The sequence below is a fragment of the Mycobacterium sp. 155 genome, from assembly GCF_000373905.1.
Taxonomy (GTDB): domain Bacteria; phylum Actinomycetota; class Actinomycetes; order Mycobacteriales; family Mycobacteriaceae; genus Mycobacterium.
The window spans coordinates 1,015,153-1,031,947 of record NZ_KB892705.1 but is presented as its reverse complement, the minus strand read 5'-3'; the positions used below and the strand labels follow the sequence as shown (position 1 = coordinate 1,031,947).

The 16,795-nt window shown below is 63.5% G+C and carries 13 protein-coding genes; 5 read left to right on the top strand and 8 right to left on the bottom strand.

Features of this window, described 5'->3' with window-relative positions:
• Nucleotides 1-20 precede the first annotated feature (20 nt).
• Both B133_RS24265 and B133_RS0104730 read right to left on the bottom strand, forming a co-directional pair.
• On the bottom strand, nucleotides 21-632 hold the full coding sequence (locus B133_RS24265) for a hypothetical protein (RefSeq protein WP_157625784.1): 612 nt from the start codon (nucleotides 630-632) through the stop codon (nucleotides 21-23).
• A gap of 32 nt (nucleotides 633-664) precedes the next feature.
• Nucleotides 665-4,150 carry a hypothetical protein gene (locus B133_RS0104730; RefSeq protein WP_018599571.1) on the bottom strand — a complete coding sequence of 1,162 codons (3,486 nt, stop codon included), beginning with the start codon at nucleotides 4,148-4,150 and terminating at the stop codon, nucleotides 665-667.
• Between the two features lie 570 nt (nucleotides 4,151-4,720).
• Here B133_RS0104730 and B133_RS24035 point away from each other — a divergent pair.
• Nucleotides 4,721-5,383 carry a hypothetical protein gene (locus tag B133_RS24035; protein ID WP_018599570.1) on the top strand — a complete coding sequence of 221 codons (663 nt, stop codon included), beginning with the start codon at nucleotides 4,721-4,723 and terminating at the stop codon, nucleotides 5,381-5,383.
• Nucleotides 5,384-5,560: 177 nt separating this feature from the next.
• On the opposite strand, the gene B133_RS0104720 is transcribed toward B133_RS24035, so the two are convergent.
• The 6 genes from B133_RS0104720 to B133_RS0104695 all read right to left on the bottom strand — a co-directional run bounded on the left by B133_RS0104720 (nucleotide 5,561) and on the right by B133_RS0104695 (nucleotide 13,078).
• Complete coding sequence (locus B133_RS0104720; protein WP_018599569.1) at nucleotides 5,561-6,172, bottom strand: hypothetical protein; 612 nt, start codon at nucleotides 6,170-6,172, stop codon at nucleotides 5,561-5,563.
• Nucleotides 6,173-6,203: 31 nt separating this feature from the next.
• Nucleotides 6,204-7,679 carry a hypothetical protein gene (locus tag B133_RS0104715; RefSeq protein ID WP_036418407.1) on the bottom strand — a complete coding sequence of 492 codons (1,476 nt, stop codon included), beginning with the start codon at nucleotides 7,677-7,679 and terminating at the stop codon, nucleotides 6,204-6,206.
• An 875-nt stretch (nucleotides 7,680-8,554) separates the two neighbouring features.
• Nucleotides 8,555-9,586 carry an amidohydrolase family protein gene (locus B133_RS0104710; RefSeq protein ID WP_018599567.1) on the bottom strand — a complete coding sequence of 344 codons (1,032 nt, stop codon included), beginning with the start codon at nucleotides 9,584-9,586 and terminating at the stop codon, nucleotides 8,555-8,557.
• Nucleotides 9,587-9,606: 20 nt separating this feature from the next.
• Nucleotides 9,607-10,611, bottom strand: a complete 1,005-nt coding sequence (locus B133_RS0104705; RefSeq protein WP_018599566.1) for a VOC family protein — start codon at nucleotides 10,609-10,611, stop codon at nucleotides 9,607-9,609.
• Nucleotides 10,608-11,480, bottom strand: coding sequence for an alpha/beta fold hydrolase (locus B133_RS0104700; protein ID WP_018599565.1), 873 nt, complete (start codon nucleotides 11,478-11,480; stop codon nucleotides 10,608-10,610). Before B133_RS0104700 ends, B133_RS0104705 begins: the two co-directional genes overlap by 4 nt.
• Entirely contained in the window at nucleotides 11,477-13,078 is a 1,602-nt protein-coding gene (locus tag B133_RS0104695) for a bifunctional 3-(3-hydroxy-phenyl)propionate/3-hydroxycinnamic acid hydroxylase (protein ID WP_018599564.1), read from the bottom strand. The genes B133_RS0104700 and B133_RS0104695 overlap by 4 nt, the downstream gene beginning before the upstream one ends.
• A 74-nt stretch (nucleotides 13,079-13,152) precedes the next feature.
• Here B133_RS0104695 and B133_RS0104690 point away from each other — a divergent pair, with 74 nt between their 5' ends.
• From B133_RS0104690 to dmpG, 4 genes are read left to right on the top strand one after another with little or no spacing between them, the layout of a single operon-like run.
• On the top strand, nucleotides 13,153-13,785 hold the full coding sequence (locus B133_RS0104690) for a TetR/AcrR family transcriptional regulator (protein ID WP_018599563.1): 633 nt from the start codon (nucleotides 13,153-13,155) through the stop codon (nucleotides 13,783-13,785).
• Nucleotides 13,782-14,585 (top strand): 2-keto-4-pentenoate hydratase, encoded by an 804-nt coding sequence (locus tag B133_RS0104685; RefSeq protein WP_018599562.1) that lies wholly within the window; start codon nucleotides 13,782-13,784, stop codon nucleotides 14,583-14,585. Before B133_RS0104690 ends, B133_RS0104685 begins: the two co-directional genes overlap by 4 nt.
• Nucleotides 14,586-14,592: 7 nt before the next feature.
• Complete coding sequence (locus B133_RS0104680; protein WP_018599561.1) at nucleotides 14,593-15,522, top strand: acetaldehyde dehydrogenase (acetylating); 930 nt, start codon at nucleotides 14,593-14,595, stop codon at nucleotides 15,520-15,522.
• A gap of 1 nt (nucleotide 15,523) precedes the next feature.
• Nucleotides 15,524-16,543 carry a 4-hydroxy-2-oxovalerate aldolase gene (dmpG, locus tag B133_RS0104675; protein WP_018599560.1) on the top strand — a complete coding sequence of 340 codons (1,020 nt, stop codon included), beginning with the start codon at nucleotides 15,524-15,526 and terminating at the stop codon, nucleotides 16,541-16,543.
• Nucleotides 16,544-16,795: the final 252 nt, after the last annotated feature.

The window sequence follows — 16,795 nt, the reverse complement described above, 5'->3', positions numbered from 1 at the left end:
TGTCATCTCTATGCGGGAGCTCAGACGGTACGCCGGCTGCTGGCCGGTCGTGATGTTCTGGCGCTCCAGAAATCCGTGATACGCCCATGGGCGAAACCCGAGGCGATCTGCCACGTGCTGTGCACGGGCACGTCAGTAAATTCGGAGCACTCGATGAGTGGCTTCGTGACTCGAAATCCGCCAGTGGCGACGGTGGGGTCAATACCTCCGGCTCGTGCAACGGTTCGAATCTGTTCTAGGGCATTTTGATTGCGGTCGCTTTCCGCTGTTGTGTCGCGATCTGCAGCGTCTAGGAATAGCTGAAAGTCGTTGTAGTTGCGGGAGTGCCACCGCAACACGCGCTCGATGCGAGGGTTCCGCTGGCGCGGGCCTAGAATCCATAGGCCTGCAGCCGCATTCTCGATTGCCGCGCGCGCGAGCGTTGCACTCACGGCCAAGTGCCGTGGCTCAGAATCGTGATCGGCAACCTTTGCGCCGTGAAGCTGATCGACGGCCGCGTTGATGATATGCCGGATTGCTTCACTAACTTTGAATGGGTTGGCAGCACGGTCATCTCCCGCTAGCGAGCTTCCCGGTTCTACTGCGAAATCGTCTGCGTCACCAATTCGAGCTGCGAGCCGTTCTACCGCCATGGCGAAGTCACCCCATGCTGTGGTTCGCGCAGTCACTGCAGCGGCTGCTTAAGGTTCGTGGCGGTAATGACTGGGTAGGGCGAATTGAATTGCTGTGTTAGGAGGTCAGCATCGATGACGATCAACGGGGTGAGAGTGACGGTCGACGTCGGCGTGATTCGTAATTCCTGTAGTACATCGTTGAGATTGTCGCTTACCCATTCATGGCGTAGGCGCAGACGTTCTACCGCCGATTTCGGTCCCACGAGCAGGGCGCCGAGTTCGTTGGCCATCTCGCGTGGGGTTCTGGCAACCAGAAGGGCTTTGGCTTCGATCAGGAACAATGTGTTGGTGTCCTCGTGGAAGGCAACGATATCGACGTCTCCAAGGTTCTTACCCCCGATGTTGCGGAGGTCGTGGGGTCCGAATCGCCTGGCTCTTCTCCGAACTGGCTTGCACCAACCCTGGAGATACTCCACCACGCGTTCCTCGAACACGGTGCCTTTCCGGTCTGTGGCGGCGCTAAGTGCGGTCTTCATCTCGGATGTGCGTGCCTTTAGTCGGCCTGAGAGGTATTGACCATGCAGCTCGAAGGAAGTGCGAAGTGTGTTGCGGTGGCCGAACATTACGTGGTCGGTTCCATCGATTGTGGATGCAATAAGTGGGCGTCGAAGGTATGAGCGGGCCCGGTTGTAGCGCCATGGGAACGCCTCGGGTCCGAGCGACCAGAAGTCCGGTTCGCGGGTCATCGTGAGCTCGTCGAGGAGTGCGGAAATTTTCTTCTCATCCCAGTCCAGCGTCGACGACATGACTTGTCGGACATGGGCTGTGGATAGGCTGCCTACGTCTTCTTGACCAGCGTCGAGCGATGCGCCCACAATCTCACGGGCAAACGAGGTCACATCGGTGAAGGAAAATCCCCACTCAACTGTCGCGAGATGGTCGGCTGCTGTGCGGTCGTCGTTGCCTTTCTCGTCGTCTGGTTCGCCTTCTGGACGTGTGGCGTCGTCGTAGATGGCTTGGGCGTTGGCGCTGAGGAGGCTTTGCAGCCCCTTCATGTAGTGGTCGGTATCGCGGCTGATGCCGAGTCGACCGGACTCGAGAATCATCAGCTGTGCGTTCGACAAGCCGACATGGATGGCATCCGAGAGAAAGCCCTTGTTCACGACTTCTGAGGCAATGGCCAGAATTTTCTCGTATCCCTCAAGTGTTGGCGCTGCAGCTGAAGGTGGTTGCAGTGCAGCGCAATACTCGATAAGAAATCTCGAGGAGACTGATGCCGTGCTCATTTCACCGATCCACTTTGCGAGGTCCCGAACCTCATCGGAGTCCTGACCAAAGCAGGCGAGTCGCGCTGGGTACCGAGCGCGCTCTACGTATTGCTGGTGCAGTAACGCTTCGTTGGCCTGGATGAGGTATTGAAGCATCGCTGGGAAGTCGTACTTGCCAAGGCTTTCCGCCAGTTTGTCTCGGAGGAAAGCTACGACTTCGTCGTTGAGGACGGCCGTCCGTTCGGTGTCCGCGATATCGCCCACTGCACGGTTGCAGTCCAGCCGGAGATGGGTGCCTACTTCGTCGAGTAGTTGCGCCACACAGGCTTTGGATATTGTCCGGGCCGGTGGTAGCGCTCCTGGCCAGGCGAGCGGGTCGGTGTCCGAGCGCACTACGTGAATCATGCGCCGTTCTCCTGGAGGTGCTAGGGATTCCAGCAGGGAGTCGGACTGGTCACCCGGCTGCGCGGACCCGTTGATGTTTCTGAGCAAGAACACAAATTCGGCGACAAGCTCGCGGTCCAACGCGTTCGCCGGGGCTGGTGGAGCCGGCTTCTGGGGCGGCCGAAATTCGAAGGTGAGGTCCTTGCCTTCAACGGCGGGCCCCGGTCGTATCCATCGCGGGTCCGATTCCTCGGACCAGTCCGACGGCTTGAGCAGGATCTGGACATCCCGATCGAAGGTTGAGAACAACTCCGGCTGTTCGGCGTAAACGTGGAATGCCCAGTAGGCGAGCGCTTCCGCGAGGGTGCGCGTGCGATATGCATCGGACGATGATTGGACCTCGAGCTCGACCCATATCGCGAAGTCCTCGAAGTCGGCAGAAAAGATAATGCGCGGCCAGGCGATTACCTCACGCACCGAGGTTGATTCGCCGTGGCAAAGCAACGATTCGTGAACGACGTTGGCGATGTTCACGAACCTGCGGCCAGCTCGACGTGTAGCCGTGTGGCGCAGCGAGGCTGCGTAGTCCCCATCTATAACAAGTGCAGTAGACGGTGGCGAGTCGTCGCCTTCGTAGAAAGACTCCTCCCCCTCGACGTAATAGCCGTACAGTTCGGCGAGTCCGCTGTGCAAGACCGTCTCAGCAGTCTCGCTGAGGCGATCAAGTGCTTCGGCGAAGTACCACAGGCTCAGTTGTTTTGTGCCAGGGGTGTTTAGCACCGTTTCCAGATCTTCGAATGTGGTGCACAGGTGCATTTGCTCGTTCGGGGTGAGCAACTGGAAGTCGCGTCCGAGGGGCCAGAACACATCAACAGTCAGCTGGCGTCCAGCATCGTTCGGTTCCGCTGCCGGTGGCGCCAACGTGAGAAAGTCGCCAAATACGCTGCTAGCCGACGATTCGAGGGTCGGGATCCATGCCCGAAATTCCAGAGCCTTGTCGCCGTCGATCACACCGCGCAACGTCGCCGAGCCAGGAGCGGAGTTGACCTGCGGTGCTGCATCGAACAGGGATTCACAGAGCTGACCAGTCAACCGTGTTGCGTGCGCCGTCAGGGCCTCCAGCAGCAATGCATGGCAATCGTGGGCCGTCGCCTCAATACAAATGGCGTGACGCAGCGTCACCATCAACTCATGCGGTGCCGCAATGACAACTTTTCCTTCCCCCGTCCGCAGGAACGGGCGCTCAATGAGCGCCTCCTCGACGCCCTCCGTGTCCCGGGCTGGCAGCGTCTCCGTATCGGCGAAGAACATCGATTGAAGGTATTCGACCATTCCCGCGGGCAAGCCGTCGAAGAACTCCGCCTCGTCCAATATCAGAGCCTCAGCCAGGGTCTTCGCGTCCTCGCCAGTCGGCAATCTCAGCGCCGACAATGGTGGTGGCGCGTCGAACAGCTCGAGGCCGGTATGCGCGGTTACAAAGTCACTCGTTAGCAGGAGAAATCTCGCGGCGGCATCCACATTACGTACAAAAGTCTCGGGAAACTGGTGGCGAAATCTACCGAAGATCGCCGGCAGGAGATGACGAATTACAGTGCCCGAATCTGTAGTGATCCCTTGGAGGACTGTGTATGTGCTCTTGAAAAAGGGCACCTCGACGACGGGCAATCCGGTGAACGCCTCGCTCATCTGCGCTACAGAGATGCCCACCTTCGACTCGATCGCAGCGATTGAGTCAGCGACATCGCTTGATACGGGCTCTCTCAACGAGTGCGAAACAAGGCAGCTGAGCGCGGCGAGGTAGTGCAAATTACTCGGTACCAGCTGGAGCGCGACGACACGGGCGATCCGCTCGGCGTCGCCGGCAGGAAGTTCCTCTGTGGTCATCGCGCCTGAATAAATCCGCAGCTCATGCTTGGGAAGATACTGGACAACGTCACCTCAGCCTGCCGTTCTCGGGAGTCGTGACAGGGTCGGGATTCGCGACGTAAACGTGCTCATAAAAGGCATCGCTTTTCTTCGCTTCCACCGAAGAGAAATCCTGACGGTCGCCGCCGCCGAGCCCAGGCTCGGCTTAGGCTCGCATCTCGCTGAGGACAATGTTTCACATGCTCATACCGTGTGGTCAGGGCATTGCGAATATGTCGACGCAACAGTTGCGACAGGGCGGTCGCAATACGGAAACGGAGATTGATTGACGGTAGACGCAGCCACGACTAGAAGCGCTCTGTGAGGTGTCGGTGCACCGCCGTAAATTGAACCCATGCGAATGACAACACCATGTGGAGGGCACCGACGGATTTGCATACCCACGGCAGCCACAGCTGATGACATGAGCGCCTCGGGACGGGGACGCTGTCGCCGCTCGTGTGGCGGCGATGCGTCGGCGCCCCGACCCTCGCCATCGACCAGCAGCGTCCCCCGTCGATCGACCGATCCTTATGAGACGACGCAGTCATGACATCTGATCGGCACCCGAGCACCCATCTCGGTGCCGCCGCCTGGGTGCCCAACGATGACCCCACGCGTCCGTGGGCGGACGCTATCGGACTTGCTGCACAATGGATTTGGAGGCGTAGTGAGGCTGAAGCGGCTCCGCCGCTCCTCGTCACCAACGCCAAGAACGCCGCCCGCTTCGGATACACTGACTTCGAGGACATCATTCGGGCCGGCGGGCACGCCACGCCCCAAAGTCGCACAATCCACGACCCGGGCCCGGTACTGGCGTTCGCGCCCACCGAGCGCTCGCTGCATCTGGCCATGAATCTGGCGCGAGGTCACTCGCTCGCCATCGTCGAGGGCTCATTGCTGTCCCTGAGTGAATGGGCCGCCACAGCCAACGCGCTGAACCTCTTAACCGGCAAGGTGACCGCATCACGAATCACCCCAGAGGTCCGCGACGATCTCGAATCCGTGATCTTCTACGGAGGTCGCAACGGATGGACAAACCCCGACGAGAAGGCGCACCTCCGCACACACCTTGCTGAGCACGTCAGTGCAGGCCGCATAACGCCCGACGAAGCCGCCGCGTACGTGCTGAGCTCACCATCGGTAACTGACCGCGGCGCAAACCGATTGAGAGAGCTGCTCCGCCAAGGTGAACAAGGCCGTCGCCGATAAAGGCGACCTATGTCAGGCCCCCCAACGCAATCCGGCGTCAATCAGCCGATAACAACCAACTATGTAAGGCGCGCGTTCATCCCGACGCAGCGGCGGGCGAAGGTAATTGTTGGACGATCCCGTGGCCGGAGCCGAGGGGTGGGCCGACAGCGCCGGCGCCGCGTGTCGGCAACTCAACTATGGCGCAGTAGCGTACACACCCTCGACGTTTGCGCCCCGACCCAGAGCATCCCTACCTGCTGGAGTGGCCGCAAAGAACTTCTTTCGGCCCTGATCGCCCGAAACCACATGGGCCCAACCGTTTTGGACAAACGTGCTGAACGTCCGTGACAGCTCGTCGCGCCGTACGTTCGATCCATCACGCAATTTCGAATTCAGAAGCTCCGACGGTGACACAGCGGAGTTCTCGATCAGCGCGACCGAGACCAGCTGCGATATTTGCTCCTTGCGCGTGTGGTGCTGGCCGGCCGCGCGTTGCTCCCCTATCGAATCCAACCGGCGATCAAGAACGGCCGACAACGCCCACAACGCTCCAGCGAGAAACGTCTGGCCGTCGACACTATGCAGGTACTGGGCTGGGGTGCAGTCCCCCAGGCTTCCTCTCAGGGCACCAACTGCGCTCTGCGTACCGCGGACGTCGTGTTCATCGCCACTCACTGCAACCCGCCCGATGTCGGCGACCAAGCCGGTCGCGGCGCGCAGGTCTGGGTTGTCCTGCGACACCGCACGCTCACCCAGCGCGTCGAGCAGCGCAGTCAGTTGAGCTGCGGAAGAGGTCGTCGTCGCCATAGCCTCAAGGGTACGACGTCCACAACAGTTGTCAACTGTTGTGGACGTCATAGGAGGACAGCACTCGCTCGGTGTAGTTGAACGTCCACAAATTGGGGCGATCCACGACGCTCGCCTCCGACTCCGACATGGCGACCTGCCCGCCGTCGGTGGCGGCGTAAGGCCCGGCGAACACTGCTTCCGATCGCAGTGCGGCGGGCGCATCGATCCCCATTGCGGTGCTCATCCAGCGCGCCGGCCCGGTCGCGATGACCACAAAGGCCTGGCTTCGATGGCACAACGAGGTCGCAGATCCGATGATCGCTGCAGATTTCTCACTCAAAGCGGCGACGACCAGCAGGTTGACGCCAAAGTCCGCCAGTTGGGCAATGATCTCAGCGTTCATCGAGTCGAAACAGATGAGGGTCGCCATCGTCCAACTCTCGGTCAGGAACACCCGAACCTCGCAGCCTTGCCGGATGCGTTCTTTATAGCCACCGACCTGCGCGGGAAAGATCTTGCGCGGCAGATTGATCACCCTCGAGACACCGCCTGCCGGTGTCGTGACGACCGTCACGGCATCATTGACGATGTAGCCGTCGTCGTCGATGCCCGAAGACACGCCCGAGATCACCAGCCGGGGCGCCGCGCCCATGCTGGGCAGCGATGCGATCACCAGGTCCCGCGACGCAGATGCGAGCCCGTACTCGGGTAGCACGAGAATGTCGGCGGCCGCCGCGCCGACGATGAGTTGGCCGACACGCTGCGCGTGAAGCTCGTGCCCCGTCGGGCCATGGTTGGCGTAGGTGAGGGGCGGCGCTTGGGAGAGTTCGATCTTGAATTCATCGAGGTCGCCGTTGGGTTGCCCCACCGCAGCGACCAGCTCGACGCCGGCGCCCAGGTCGCTGAGGATGTCCCACGATTTGAAATCGAGGACATACCGGAACTCCGCAGCGTCTGCGGTCGCAACCCGCAGCCGCGCCGTGCTCAGCAGCTCCCGAGTGGGAAAGTGGCTGGGCTGGGTGTTGACCGGATGGTCTCCCAGCCATCGACGCGGATCGTGCTCGCGGACGGGGTACACCGTGCCCTCGCCGACGACGACTTCACCCTCATCCTTGAACCACGGCAGGAACGTGTGACCCACGAGACTGTCGATCGCGTCGGCCAGCCCGAGCGCAACCGTTGCTTCATTCATGTCGGCGTCAAACGGTGCATCGTCGAGTTGCTCGAGGCCCACGGCGCGCAACGTCTCGCGATCGTGTCTCGTCGCGTGGGAAAGCGTCGGTCCCGGATCGACCGTCAGCACTGCCTGCGCCGCGGCCGACACGACTATCAAGGTGTCTTCCGGTTCACCGGGCGCCAAGCCGTCCCAACTGGAACTCGACGGCATATGCGCTGCAGCAAAACACAGCAGTTCGGTGGCGATGGCAAGCCAAGTAGCGCTCAGATCCGGGAGGTCCACGACACCGTCGAGAACGACTCGCAGGGCCGATCCGCCGTCCATCGATCCACCCCCCGCGTCCGGCATGCGATCAATGTAGTGGTTGCTCCAATGAGCAGATGTCCGCAGCTGGCCGCTCACGCTGTTTACAACGGAGGCGCCCCAAGAGACGGCAATTTGACCACTCCCAATAGCCGCTGACGCCCCCACAGCCGGCCGTCACGCCCAGCACTGTTCATAGACAACGGCAGTTATCCATGACTATGGACCCGGCTTTGTTACCAATCATCGATGAGCTGGAGGCCTCAACTCGTGTCGTAGGTGGACAACTCCCCTTCGGATACTGAGGAGACCGGGGTGACGCAAGTTTGCTGACGGCATGGCCAGCCGCACAGGAGCGGGGTTAGCTAAGCGCCATTTTGAGTGCTCCGCCGCATCGCTCGGATACGCCGCATGACCGTGAAATACCGCGTCCGACAGAGTTTTATCTGCGGCGCCGACCGCGCCAATACGACCTCGCCGCGGTCTGGGACGACACGGGGTGAACCTGGCTCACCTCTGCCATCAAAATGGCATGACATGCTCTCTACCAGCGGTTTTCTACGCGTCCCACTGGGCGCGAACCGACAGCAGACCGATTTCGAGCAGGGGTTTTTGTTACGATTTATTGGTGAGTTGGAAGGTCTCAACTCGTGTCGCAGGTGGAAAGTCCCCCCTCGGACACAATTTTGTTAGCCGAATACTGCTCAAAATCCCCTCCTACCTAATTGGGAGGGGATTTTTATCGCTTGTCCACGAACACAGCGCCGCCGACGGCTGGCGGGCGCTGTTCCGCAACCGCCTGATAGTGAGCGGGCCCCACGACCCCGCCGCAGTCCTCTGCCGCTCCCCCGACATGACCGACCGGCTTCATCGGTCGAGGTTCGCAGCCGCGATAACCAAAGGAGTTGGGCTCCGGGACGTTACCGAGTGTTGATGAGTCTGGCGACTCTCCGCATGACCGTTCGACTGGCCGCATGTCGGATGCGCTCGAGTGGTGCCGGTGGCGCTGGCGCTGGGACGGTTCCGAGCCTGGGGAACAGCGCGAGCGCGTTGTCCCGGTCGATGTCTCGTCGTGTCGGAGTGTCGATCGCCGGGTACGTTTCGAGCCCTGCCGCGAAGAGCTTGCTTGCGGCCAGCGGCGCGAAGGGCCAGTCGGAGCCGAACGTGATGTGGCTGGGTTTGGCGAAGGCCAACAGAGTGGGCAGGGCTGCGGCGCTGGAGGATAGCGCTGTGTCGAAGTAGAAGCTCGCGAAATCGTCGAGGCTGTCGGTCGGGCTGGCGCCGGTGTCGCCGGTGATGGCGAGGGCCATGCGGTGGCTGGCATAGGGCACGAATCCGCCGGCATGGCTGAGGATGAACTTGATGTCCGGATACTTGCGCCGTATTCCGTTGCGCACCAGTAGATATGACGCGCGAGTGGTGTCGAGAAGGAAGTCGGCGGCGAAGGGCAGGACACCGGGGATGGTTGGTCCGGGCAGGTCCGCCGGATGGATGAACACGACGGCGGACCGGTCGTTGAGGACGGTCCACAGGTCGTCTTGTCCTTCCTGGCCGAGGTAGGTGCCCGCGTTGTTGGCCAGTAGCACCAGTCCGTCCGCGTGCAAGGTATCCAGAGCGCGGGTGGCTTCGGTGACGGCTTCGCCGATGTTCGGCATGGGGATGGTGGCGAAGAAACCGAATCGTGCGGGGTTGTCGGCGACGAGTTGAGCGCCGTAGTCGTTGAGGTCGCGTGCGAGTGCGGCGGCGTCGCTGGGGTTGGGCAGGAAGGTGGTGCCCGGCGTGGACACCGACAAGATCGCGGTGGCGACGCCCAGTTCGTCCATCGTGCGCAGGGACGCTTCAGGGCTCCATTCGGGCAGGGCTCGGCCGCCGGCGTCGTCGATGCCCTTGTTGCGCAGTGCGTCTCGGTAGAACGGCGGGATGGCGTGGTGGTGGGTGTCGATACGGATCATGGCGGGCGTGTCCTTTTCGATTAGTTGTCGGCGATGCCGGCGCCTGCGAGGGCGGGCACGGAGTCTTCGCGGTGCAGCAGCGACTGGACGCCGGTTTTGAACTGGTGCAGTTTGTCGATGATGGTCTGGCCTTCGGGGGTGTGTCCCCAGATGCTGATGCCTTGGTAGGTGGTGGGTTCGAACGTGTTTTCGTCGATGACGATCGGGTTCCACCCCACTTCCCATTCGAATCCCGACGGGGTCATCGCGTAGAAGGACAGTTCCCTGTCGTTGGTGTGCTGGCCCATCGACAGCGCCATGTCGAAGCCGAGGTCTTTGACGCGCTGATAGGCGGCGGTCACGTCGTCGAGTTCGGTGGCTTGGATGTTGAGATGCTGGACCCGGGTGCGAATCGGGTTGAGCGGCAACCGGTTCACTGCGGCGATCGCGATGGAGTGATGGCGCTCGTTGACCCGCAGGAACCGGATCTTGAGTTTGACGCCGCTGATGGTCTCGTCGATGTAGTCGGTGAGCCGGGCGTCGAACACGGCGTCGTAATAGCCGCGCATCTGATGAGGCTTCTTCGACATGACCGCGACGTGGCCCATGCCGGAGTCACCCGTGACGAAGCCGCGACTGATCATGGTCAGCGGGACGTTGGCGGTGTGGGCGCGGGTGAACAGTTCCTGGGCCAGGCCGTTGGGCCCGGGGACGCGCACTAGGCGTTCCACCCCGCGCAGGGCAGCTTCCTCGGCGGTGCCGTCGGTGACCGGAACGCCGTGGCGGGTGACACGGCGCAGGATCTCATCGAAGGTGTCGTGGTCGTCGAGTTGCCAGCCCAGCGCGGTGACGTCCTCGGCGGGTCCGCGTTGCAGCAGGAACCGGCATTGGTGATCGTCGAGTCGGAACCGCATGACGTCGCCCCCGGTGTCGTCGAGGTGCATGCCTATGGCGTCGCGGCCGAATCGATGCCAGTCGGCGAAGCGGTCGGTCTCCACGACGACGTAGCCCAGGTGCACGTTGCCGAAGACGCTGTGGGCGATCACGGCGCGAAAACCCTTGCCGAGGAGAGGAAGTCGGTGACGAGCTGGTTGAATAGTTCGGCGCGTTCCCACTGCATCCAGTGACCGGTCTGCGAGGTCATGACCAGTTCGGCGTGGGGCATGGCGTCGAGCAGCATGGGGCCACCGGCAGGCTTGTTGACCTTGTCGTCGCGGCCCCACAGCACCAGTGTGGGAGTCTGCAGCGTCTTGAGCCGGGAGTCACGGGTCAGATCCATGCGCCACAAGGTCCGCAGCGCGAACGGCCCGGACGGGCGGCGCAGCGGCGGGTCGGCCACCACGTCGGGGTCGATGGAGGCTTCGTAGCGCAGGTCGATCAACTCGTCGGGCACCGAGGCACCGTCGTAGACGAGGTAGGTGCGGATGAACGCGTCGAGTTTGTCGCGGCTGGGGCCGTCGCCGCCGTAGTACCCCAGCAGACTGTTCAGCCCGGCGGTAGGAAGCCCTTTCGTGGTGCCGATACCACCGGGACCCATCAGCACCAGCTTGTCCACCCGGTGCGGGGTGTCCAGGGCCAGGCGCAGGGCGGCCGCACCGCCGTAGGAGTTGCCGATGAGGTGCGCGGTGTCGATGCCGAGGTGATCGAGCAAGCCGCGGATCATGTCGGCGAGATAGCCGAAGGGGTCGGACTGGTCGACTCCCTTGACCGAGCGGCCGTAGCCGGGCATATCGGGCACGATGACGCGGTAGTGCTGGGCCAGGGCGTCGATGTTGCGGGAGTAGTTCGACACCCCTGAGGCGCCGGGGCCGCCGCCGTGCAGCATGACCACTGCCGGCCCGGTGCCGGTTTCGGCGTAGAAGATCGGTTTGCCGGTAACAGTGACGGTGTGTTCGGTGAGGTTGGCGATGGTCATGCGGTGACTCCATCCCGGATGGTGGTTGCGGGTGAGAACGCGGTCAGGGTGGTCGGTGGCGGTGCCAGCGGCTGGCCGGATCGCGTTGCGGCGTAGACGAATCCGTCGGGCCGGACGACGACGGTGGTCGCGTTCTTCGCGGCCAGCCACGCGCGCAATTCGTCGTCGCGATCGGTGACGATTCCCGGTGACGGCGCCGCCAGGGCGCTGGCCAGGCCGATCACCGGGGCACCGATCGCCTCCCAGGCCGCTGCACCGGCCGGGGCGGGGCCGGTGTGCAGGACAGCCCACTGTCCGCCGAGTAGGTCGTCGAGGCGCGCGGTGACGCCGGTGTGGTCGGCGACCCAGGGCTGCGGAATCTGCCATCCCGACGCCGGATGCCGGTCGGTGGCGAAGAACCCGTCGTCGTAGCGGGCCTGGGGGATCCAGTAGAGCTTCTGTCCGCCGGTGAGCACGCCGGGCAGTTTGGTGACCGCGCGCAGAGCGTGATTGCGCAGTGCGCACATGTGTTTGCGCCGTTCGGTGATGACCTTGCCGACGAAGACAGCGCGTTTGGTGACCTCGGTGACATGGGGTTTGCGTTCGGTCTCGTACGAGTCGAGCAGGGTCTCGGGGGCCTGCCCGCGCAGGACCGCTGCGATCTTCCAGCACAGGTTGGCAGCGTCGCGCACACCGGCGGACATGCCCTGCCCGATCCACGGCGGCATGGCGTGGGCGGCATCACCGGCGAGGAAGACCCGGCCGACGCGCCAGCGGTCGGCGACGCGGACGTGGTGGCTGTAGACCACCGCGCGCAGGATCTCGACGTGCTCGTCGGTGATGCCCTGATCACCCAGGACCTGCCACACGTAGTCGTCGCTGACGAGCTTCTTCTCGTCCTCACCGGCGGTGGCCGGATACTCCCAGCGGTGGTGTCCGAGCGGGGTGGGGCAGTCGACCGTGGGGCGCCCGGGGTTGCAGTGAAAGCGCAACCGGTCGTGGGCGTCCCACTCCTTGCGCACCTTGGTGTCGATGACCACCCAGCGCTCCCCGTAGGTTCGCCCGGTATAGCCGACGCCGAGCAGGCCCCGTGTCGGTGACGACCCGCCGTCGGCGGCGATGACGTAGGACGCGCGGATCCGGCGAAGAGTGTCGGTGCGCAGGTCACCGATCAGTAGTTCGACGTGGTCACCCTTGCTGAGCGCGCGCAGGCATTCGGCTTCGAGAATCACCTCCACGTTGGCGAAACGGGCGACACCTTCCCGCAGCACCTGGTCGATGGCGGGCTGGTAGATGAACTGCTGCGGCGGATGCCCGCAGCCGCGGCCGGCGATGGTCGTCTCGATGAACGGCACGCCGTCGGCGTCGACAAAGGCGACCGGGCGATCAGGCAGCATGTCCTGCTGAAGTCGCTCGGCCAGGCCGATCGACTGCCATACCCGCAGCACCTCTTCGTCGGTGGAGATGGCACGTGCGCGGGAGTAGATGTCGGGATCGCGTTCGATGACGACCACGTTGAGGCCGAGCTGCCCGAGCAGGTTCGCGGCCGTGGCACCGGTGGGGCCGTAGCCGATCACCGCCACGTCGTATGTCAGTTCACTCACCGCTGCCTCCCGCATCACTTGTTCTGTAGTGATCGCTACGGTAATGTAGTGATCACTACGGAGTCAAGAACGACGGGAAAGGCCAGACGGTGGCTGACAAGCAATCCCCCGGAAAGAGGCGGCGGCGCGCCGACGGTGAGCTCTCCCGCGCCCGAATCCTGGACGCCGCAACAGAAATCGCCTCGGAGCGCGGCTACGAGGGCACCAGCATCGGCGCCGTCAGCGCCAAGTGCGGCTTGCCGGCCAGTTCGATCTACTGGCACTTCAAAGACAAGGACGACCTGCTGGCCGCGGTCATCGAACGCAGCTTCGGCAATTGGCTCACCGCATGGCAGCTGCCCGCCGACGGTTCGGCGACCGAACGCATCGAGGCGGTGGCCGGACAGGCCGCCAAGGCGCTGCTGGATTCACCGGATTTCATCCGCCTGGGCCTGATGCTCGCGCTGGAGCGACGCCCCGTCGAGCCCCGAGCGCGCGCCATGTTCATCGACGTACGCGCACAGGCCTATCAGGAGTTGACGTCCGTAATCCGTGATCTGACACCAGGTTTGACTGACACCCAGATCCACCAGCTGGCCACGTACACTCTCGCCGGCGCCGACGGACTGTTCATCACCAAGGAGATCGGCGGAGACGCGATCGACCTGATCGAACTGTTCGAACTGCACCTCCGCGCGGTCTACGCCACCGCGGTTGCGATGGCAGAGGACAACGCCTCGTGAGCGACGTACTCATCAATGCTGCCGCCGACCTGTGGGCTGCGCACCGCGACCGCACACCCATCGCCCCGGTGACCGCCAGTCATCCCGGACTGACGGTGGCCCAGGCGTATGCCGTGCAGCAGATCAACCAGCGGCGCCGACAAGCGGCCGGGGCCACTCTGGTGGGCCGCAAGATCGGGCTCACCTCCGCACCCATGCGGCAGTTACTCGGCGTGGACGAGCCCGACTACGGCTACATCCTCGACGACATGGTGATCGAGGGCGACGCCGTGGACATCAGCCAGTTCTGCGCTCCCCGAGTCGAACCCGAGGTCGCATTCCTGCTGCGGTCGGGCCTGCGTGGGCCCGGCGTCACCGCCGCCGATGTCCGCGACGCCACCGAGGCCGTCGCCGTGGCGCTGGAGATCGTCGACAGCCGCATCGCCGACTGGAAACTCACCCTGCCCGACACTGTCGCCGACAACGCCAGTTCCGGTGCGGTGATGCTCGGCGACTGGGTGCCCTACACCGACGCCCTCACGCTGCCCGAGACCACCGCAACGCTGTATCTCAACGATGTGCAGATCGACTCCGGCACCGGTACTGCAGTGATGGGCGACCCGGCTGCCGCCGTCGCCTGGCTGGCCAACGCCCTGTCCGACTACCGAACCGAACTAGACGCCGGACAGTTCGTCATGTCCGGGTCCTACACCACCGCGGCGTTCGTCCATGCCGGTGACGTCGCCTCCACTACCATCAGCGGTCTGGGCACCGTGTCGCTGGCCTTTACCCCCAAGGAAACTGACCATGACAGAACATGATTGGCCCGTGGGCATCATCGGCTCGGGCAATATCGGCACCGACCTGATGATCAAGATCCTGCGCAGCAACGGACCGCTACGCGCCGCGGCAATGGTCGGTATCGACCCGCACTCCGACGGCCTGGCCCGCGCCGAAAGCCTGGGCGTACCCACCACCGCTGACGGCGTCGACGGACTGCTGGACATGCCCCACTTCCAGGACATCAAGCTCGTTTTCGACGCGACGTCGGCCGGAGCGCACCGCGCCAACTGGCAGCAACTGGAACCCACCGGCGTACGGATGCTCGACCTCACCCCCGCAGCGATCGGCCCCTACTGCGTGCCGGTGGTCAACCTCGACGACCACCTCGACGCCCCCAACCTCAATATGGTGACGTGCGGCGGACAAGCCACCGTCCCCATCGTCTCGGCGGTGTCACAGGTGGGCATCGTGTCCTACGCCGAGATCGTCTCCTCCATCAGCTCCAAATCCGCCGGACCCGGTACCCGCGCCAACATCGACGAATTCACCGAAACCACCTCGGCGGCACTGCAATCCGTCGGCGGTGCCCAACGCGGCAAGGCCGTGATGATCCTCAACCCCGCAGACCCGCCCATGCTGATGCGCAACACCGTCTACTGCCTCGTTGACGGAGATACCGACCACGACGCCATCGAATCCGCCGTCACCGACATGGTCGCCACAGTCAATGCCTACGTACCGGGCTACCGACTCAAACAACGCGTGCAATTCGAGACGTTCACCGCCGAGAACCCGCTATACATCCCCGAAACCGGCAAGTTCAGCGGTACCCGCGTCACCGCGATGCTCGAAGTCACCGGCGCCGCGGACTATCTGCCCGCCTACGCCGGAAACCTCGACATCATGACCTCGGCGGCCAAGGCCACCGCGGAACGCATCGCCACCCACGCCAGCACGGCCACAACAGGACTATGAGATGACCCACGACCTCTACGTCAGCGACGTCACCCTGCGCGACGGCATGCACGCCATCCGCCACCAGTACAGCGTCGCCCAGGCCGTGGCCATCGCCGCCGCCCTTGACGACGCCGGCGTCGACTCCATCGAAGTCGCCCACGGCGACGGCCTGGCCGGTTCGAGCTGCATCTACGGCTTCGGCGCCCACACCGACCTGGAATGGATCGAAGCCGTCGCCGCCACGGTGACCCGCGCCAAGGTCGCCACCTTGCTGCTACCCGGCATCGGCAGCGTGCACAACCTCAAGGACGCCCACCGCGCGGGCGCCACCGTCGTGCGCGTAGCCACCCACTGCACCGAAGCCGACATCTCCGCTCAACACATCGCCGCCGCACGTGAACTCGGCATGGACACCGTGGGCTTTCTCATGATGAGCCACATGACCGACCCGATGTCGCTGTCCGAGCAGGCCCAGCTGATGGAAGGCTACGGCGCCACTTGCGTCTACGTGGTCGACTCCGGCGGCGCGATGACCATGAACGACATCGCCGAACGCGTCGACGCCCTACGCCAAACCCTCGATTCGGCAACCGAAGTCGGCATCCACGCCCACCACAACCTGACGCTGGGGGTGGCCAACTCGATCATCGCCGTCGAACACGGCGCCACTCGCGTCGACGCCTCGCTGACCGGAATGGGCGCCGGCGCCGGCAATGCGCCCCTGGAGGTTTTCATCGCAGCGGCCACCAAACTCGGCTGGCGTCATGACTGCAACCTGCACGCACTTGAGGACGCCGCGGACGACCTGGTGCGCCCGCTGCAGGATCGACCCGTCCGCGTCGACCGCGAAACACTGACTCTCGGCTACGCCGGCGTGTACTCCAGCTTCCTGCGCCACGCCGAGACCACCGCTGCCCGCTACGACGTCGACGCCCGCACCCTGCTCGAAGAAGCCGGACGCCGTGGCATGGTCGGCGGGCAGGAAGACATGCTCGTCGACATCGCCCTCGATCTCACCCAGGCCCAGGCGCCATCGTGACCGACATCGACCAACCTGATCCGGCCGTTGAACGAATGCAGCTACGCCGGATAGGCCCCGCACCCCGACATTTGGCCTTTGCGTGGGTCTACGGGCGGGCCGAACCTTCCACCGGAACACGTAGATGATCCCTGAAGTTTGAGTGAGGAGCGGCCCTTATGCATGAAAAATCAGGCATAACAGCTTGACGCCACCCCACTGAAGGGCCATTCTGTCTTATGCATGATTTATCAGGCATAAGGAGGGTCATGG

Bases quoted from the DNA above. Each gene is read 5' to 3' on its own strand.
- B133_RS0104710 (WP_018599567.1), bottom strand. From the start codon at position 9,586: ATGATCCGTATCGACACCCACCACCACGCCATCCCGCCGTTCTACCGA.
- dmpG (WP_018599560.1), top strand. From the start codon at position 15,524: ATGACCCACGACCTCTACGTCAGCGACGTCACCCTGCGCGACGGCATG.
- B133_RS0104720 (WP_018599569.1), bottom strand. From the start codon at position 6,172: ATGGCGACGACGACCTCTTCCGCAGCTCAACTGACTGCGCTGCTCGAC.
- B133_RS0104730 (WP_018599571.1), bottom strand. From the start codon at position 4,150: ATGACCACAGAGGAACTTCCTGCCGGCGACGCCGAGCGGATCGCCCGT.
- B133_RS0104700 (WP_018599565.1), bottom strand. From the start codon at position 11,480: ATGACCATCGCCAACCTCACCGAACACACCGTCACTGTTACCGGCAAA.
- B133_RS24035 (WP_018599570.1), top strand. From the start codon at position 4,721: ATGACATCTGATCGGCACCCGAGCACCCATCTCGGTGCCGCCGCCTGG.
- B133_RS24265 (WP_157625784.1), bottom strand. From the start codon at position 632: ATGGCGGTAGAACGGCTCGCAGCTCGAATTGGTGACGCAGACGATTTC.
- B133_RS0104695 (WP_018599564.1), bottom strand. From the start codon at position 13,078: ATGCGGGAGGCAGCGGTGAGTGAACTGACATACGACGTGGCGGTGATC.
- B133_RS0104715 (WP_036418407.1), bottom strand. From the start codon at position 7,679: ATGCCGGACGCGGGGGGTGGATCGATGGACGGCGGATCGGCCCTGCGA.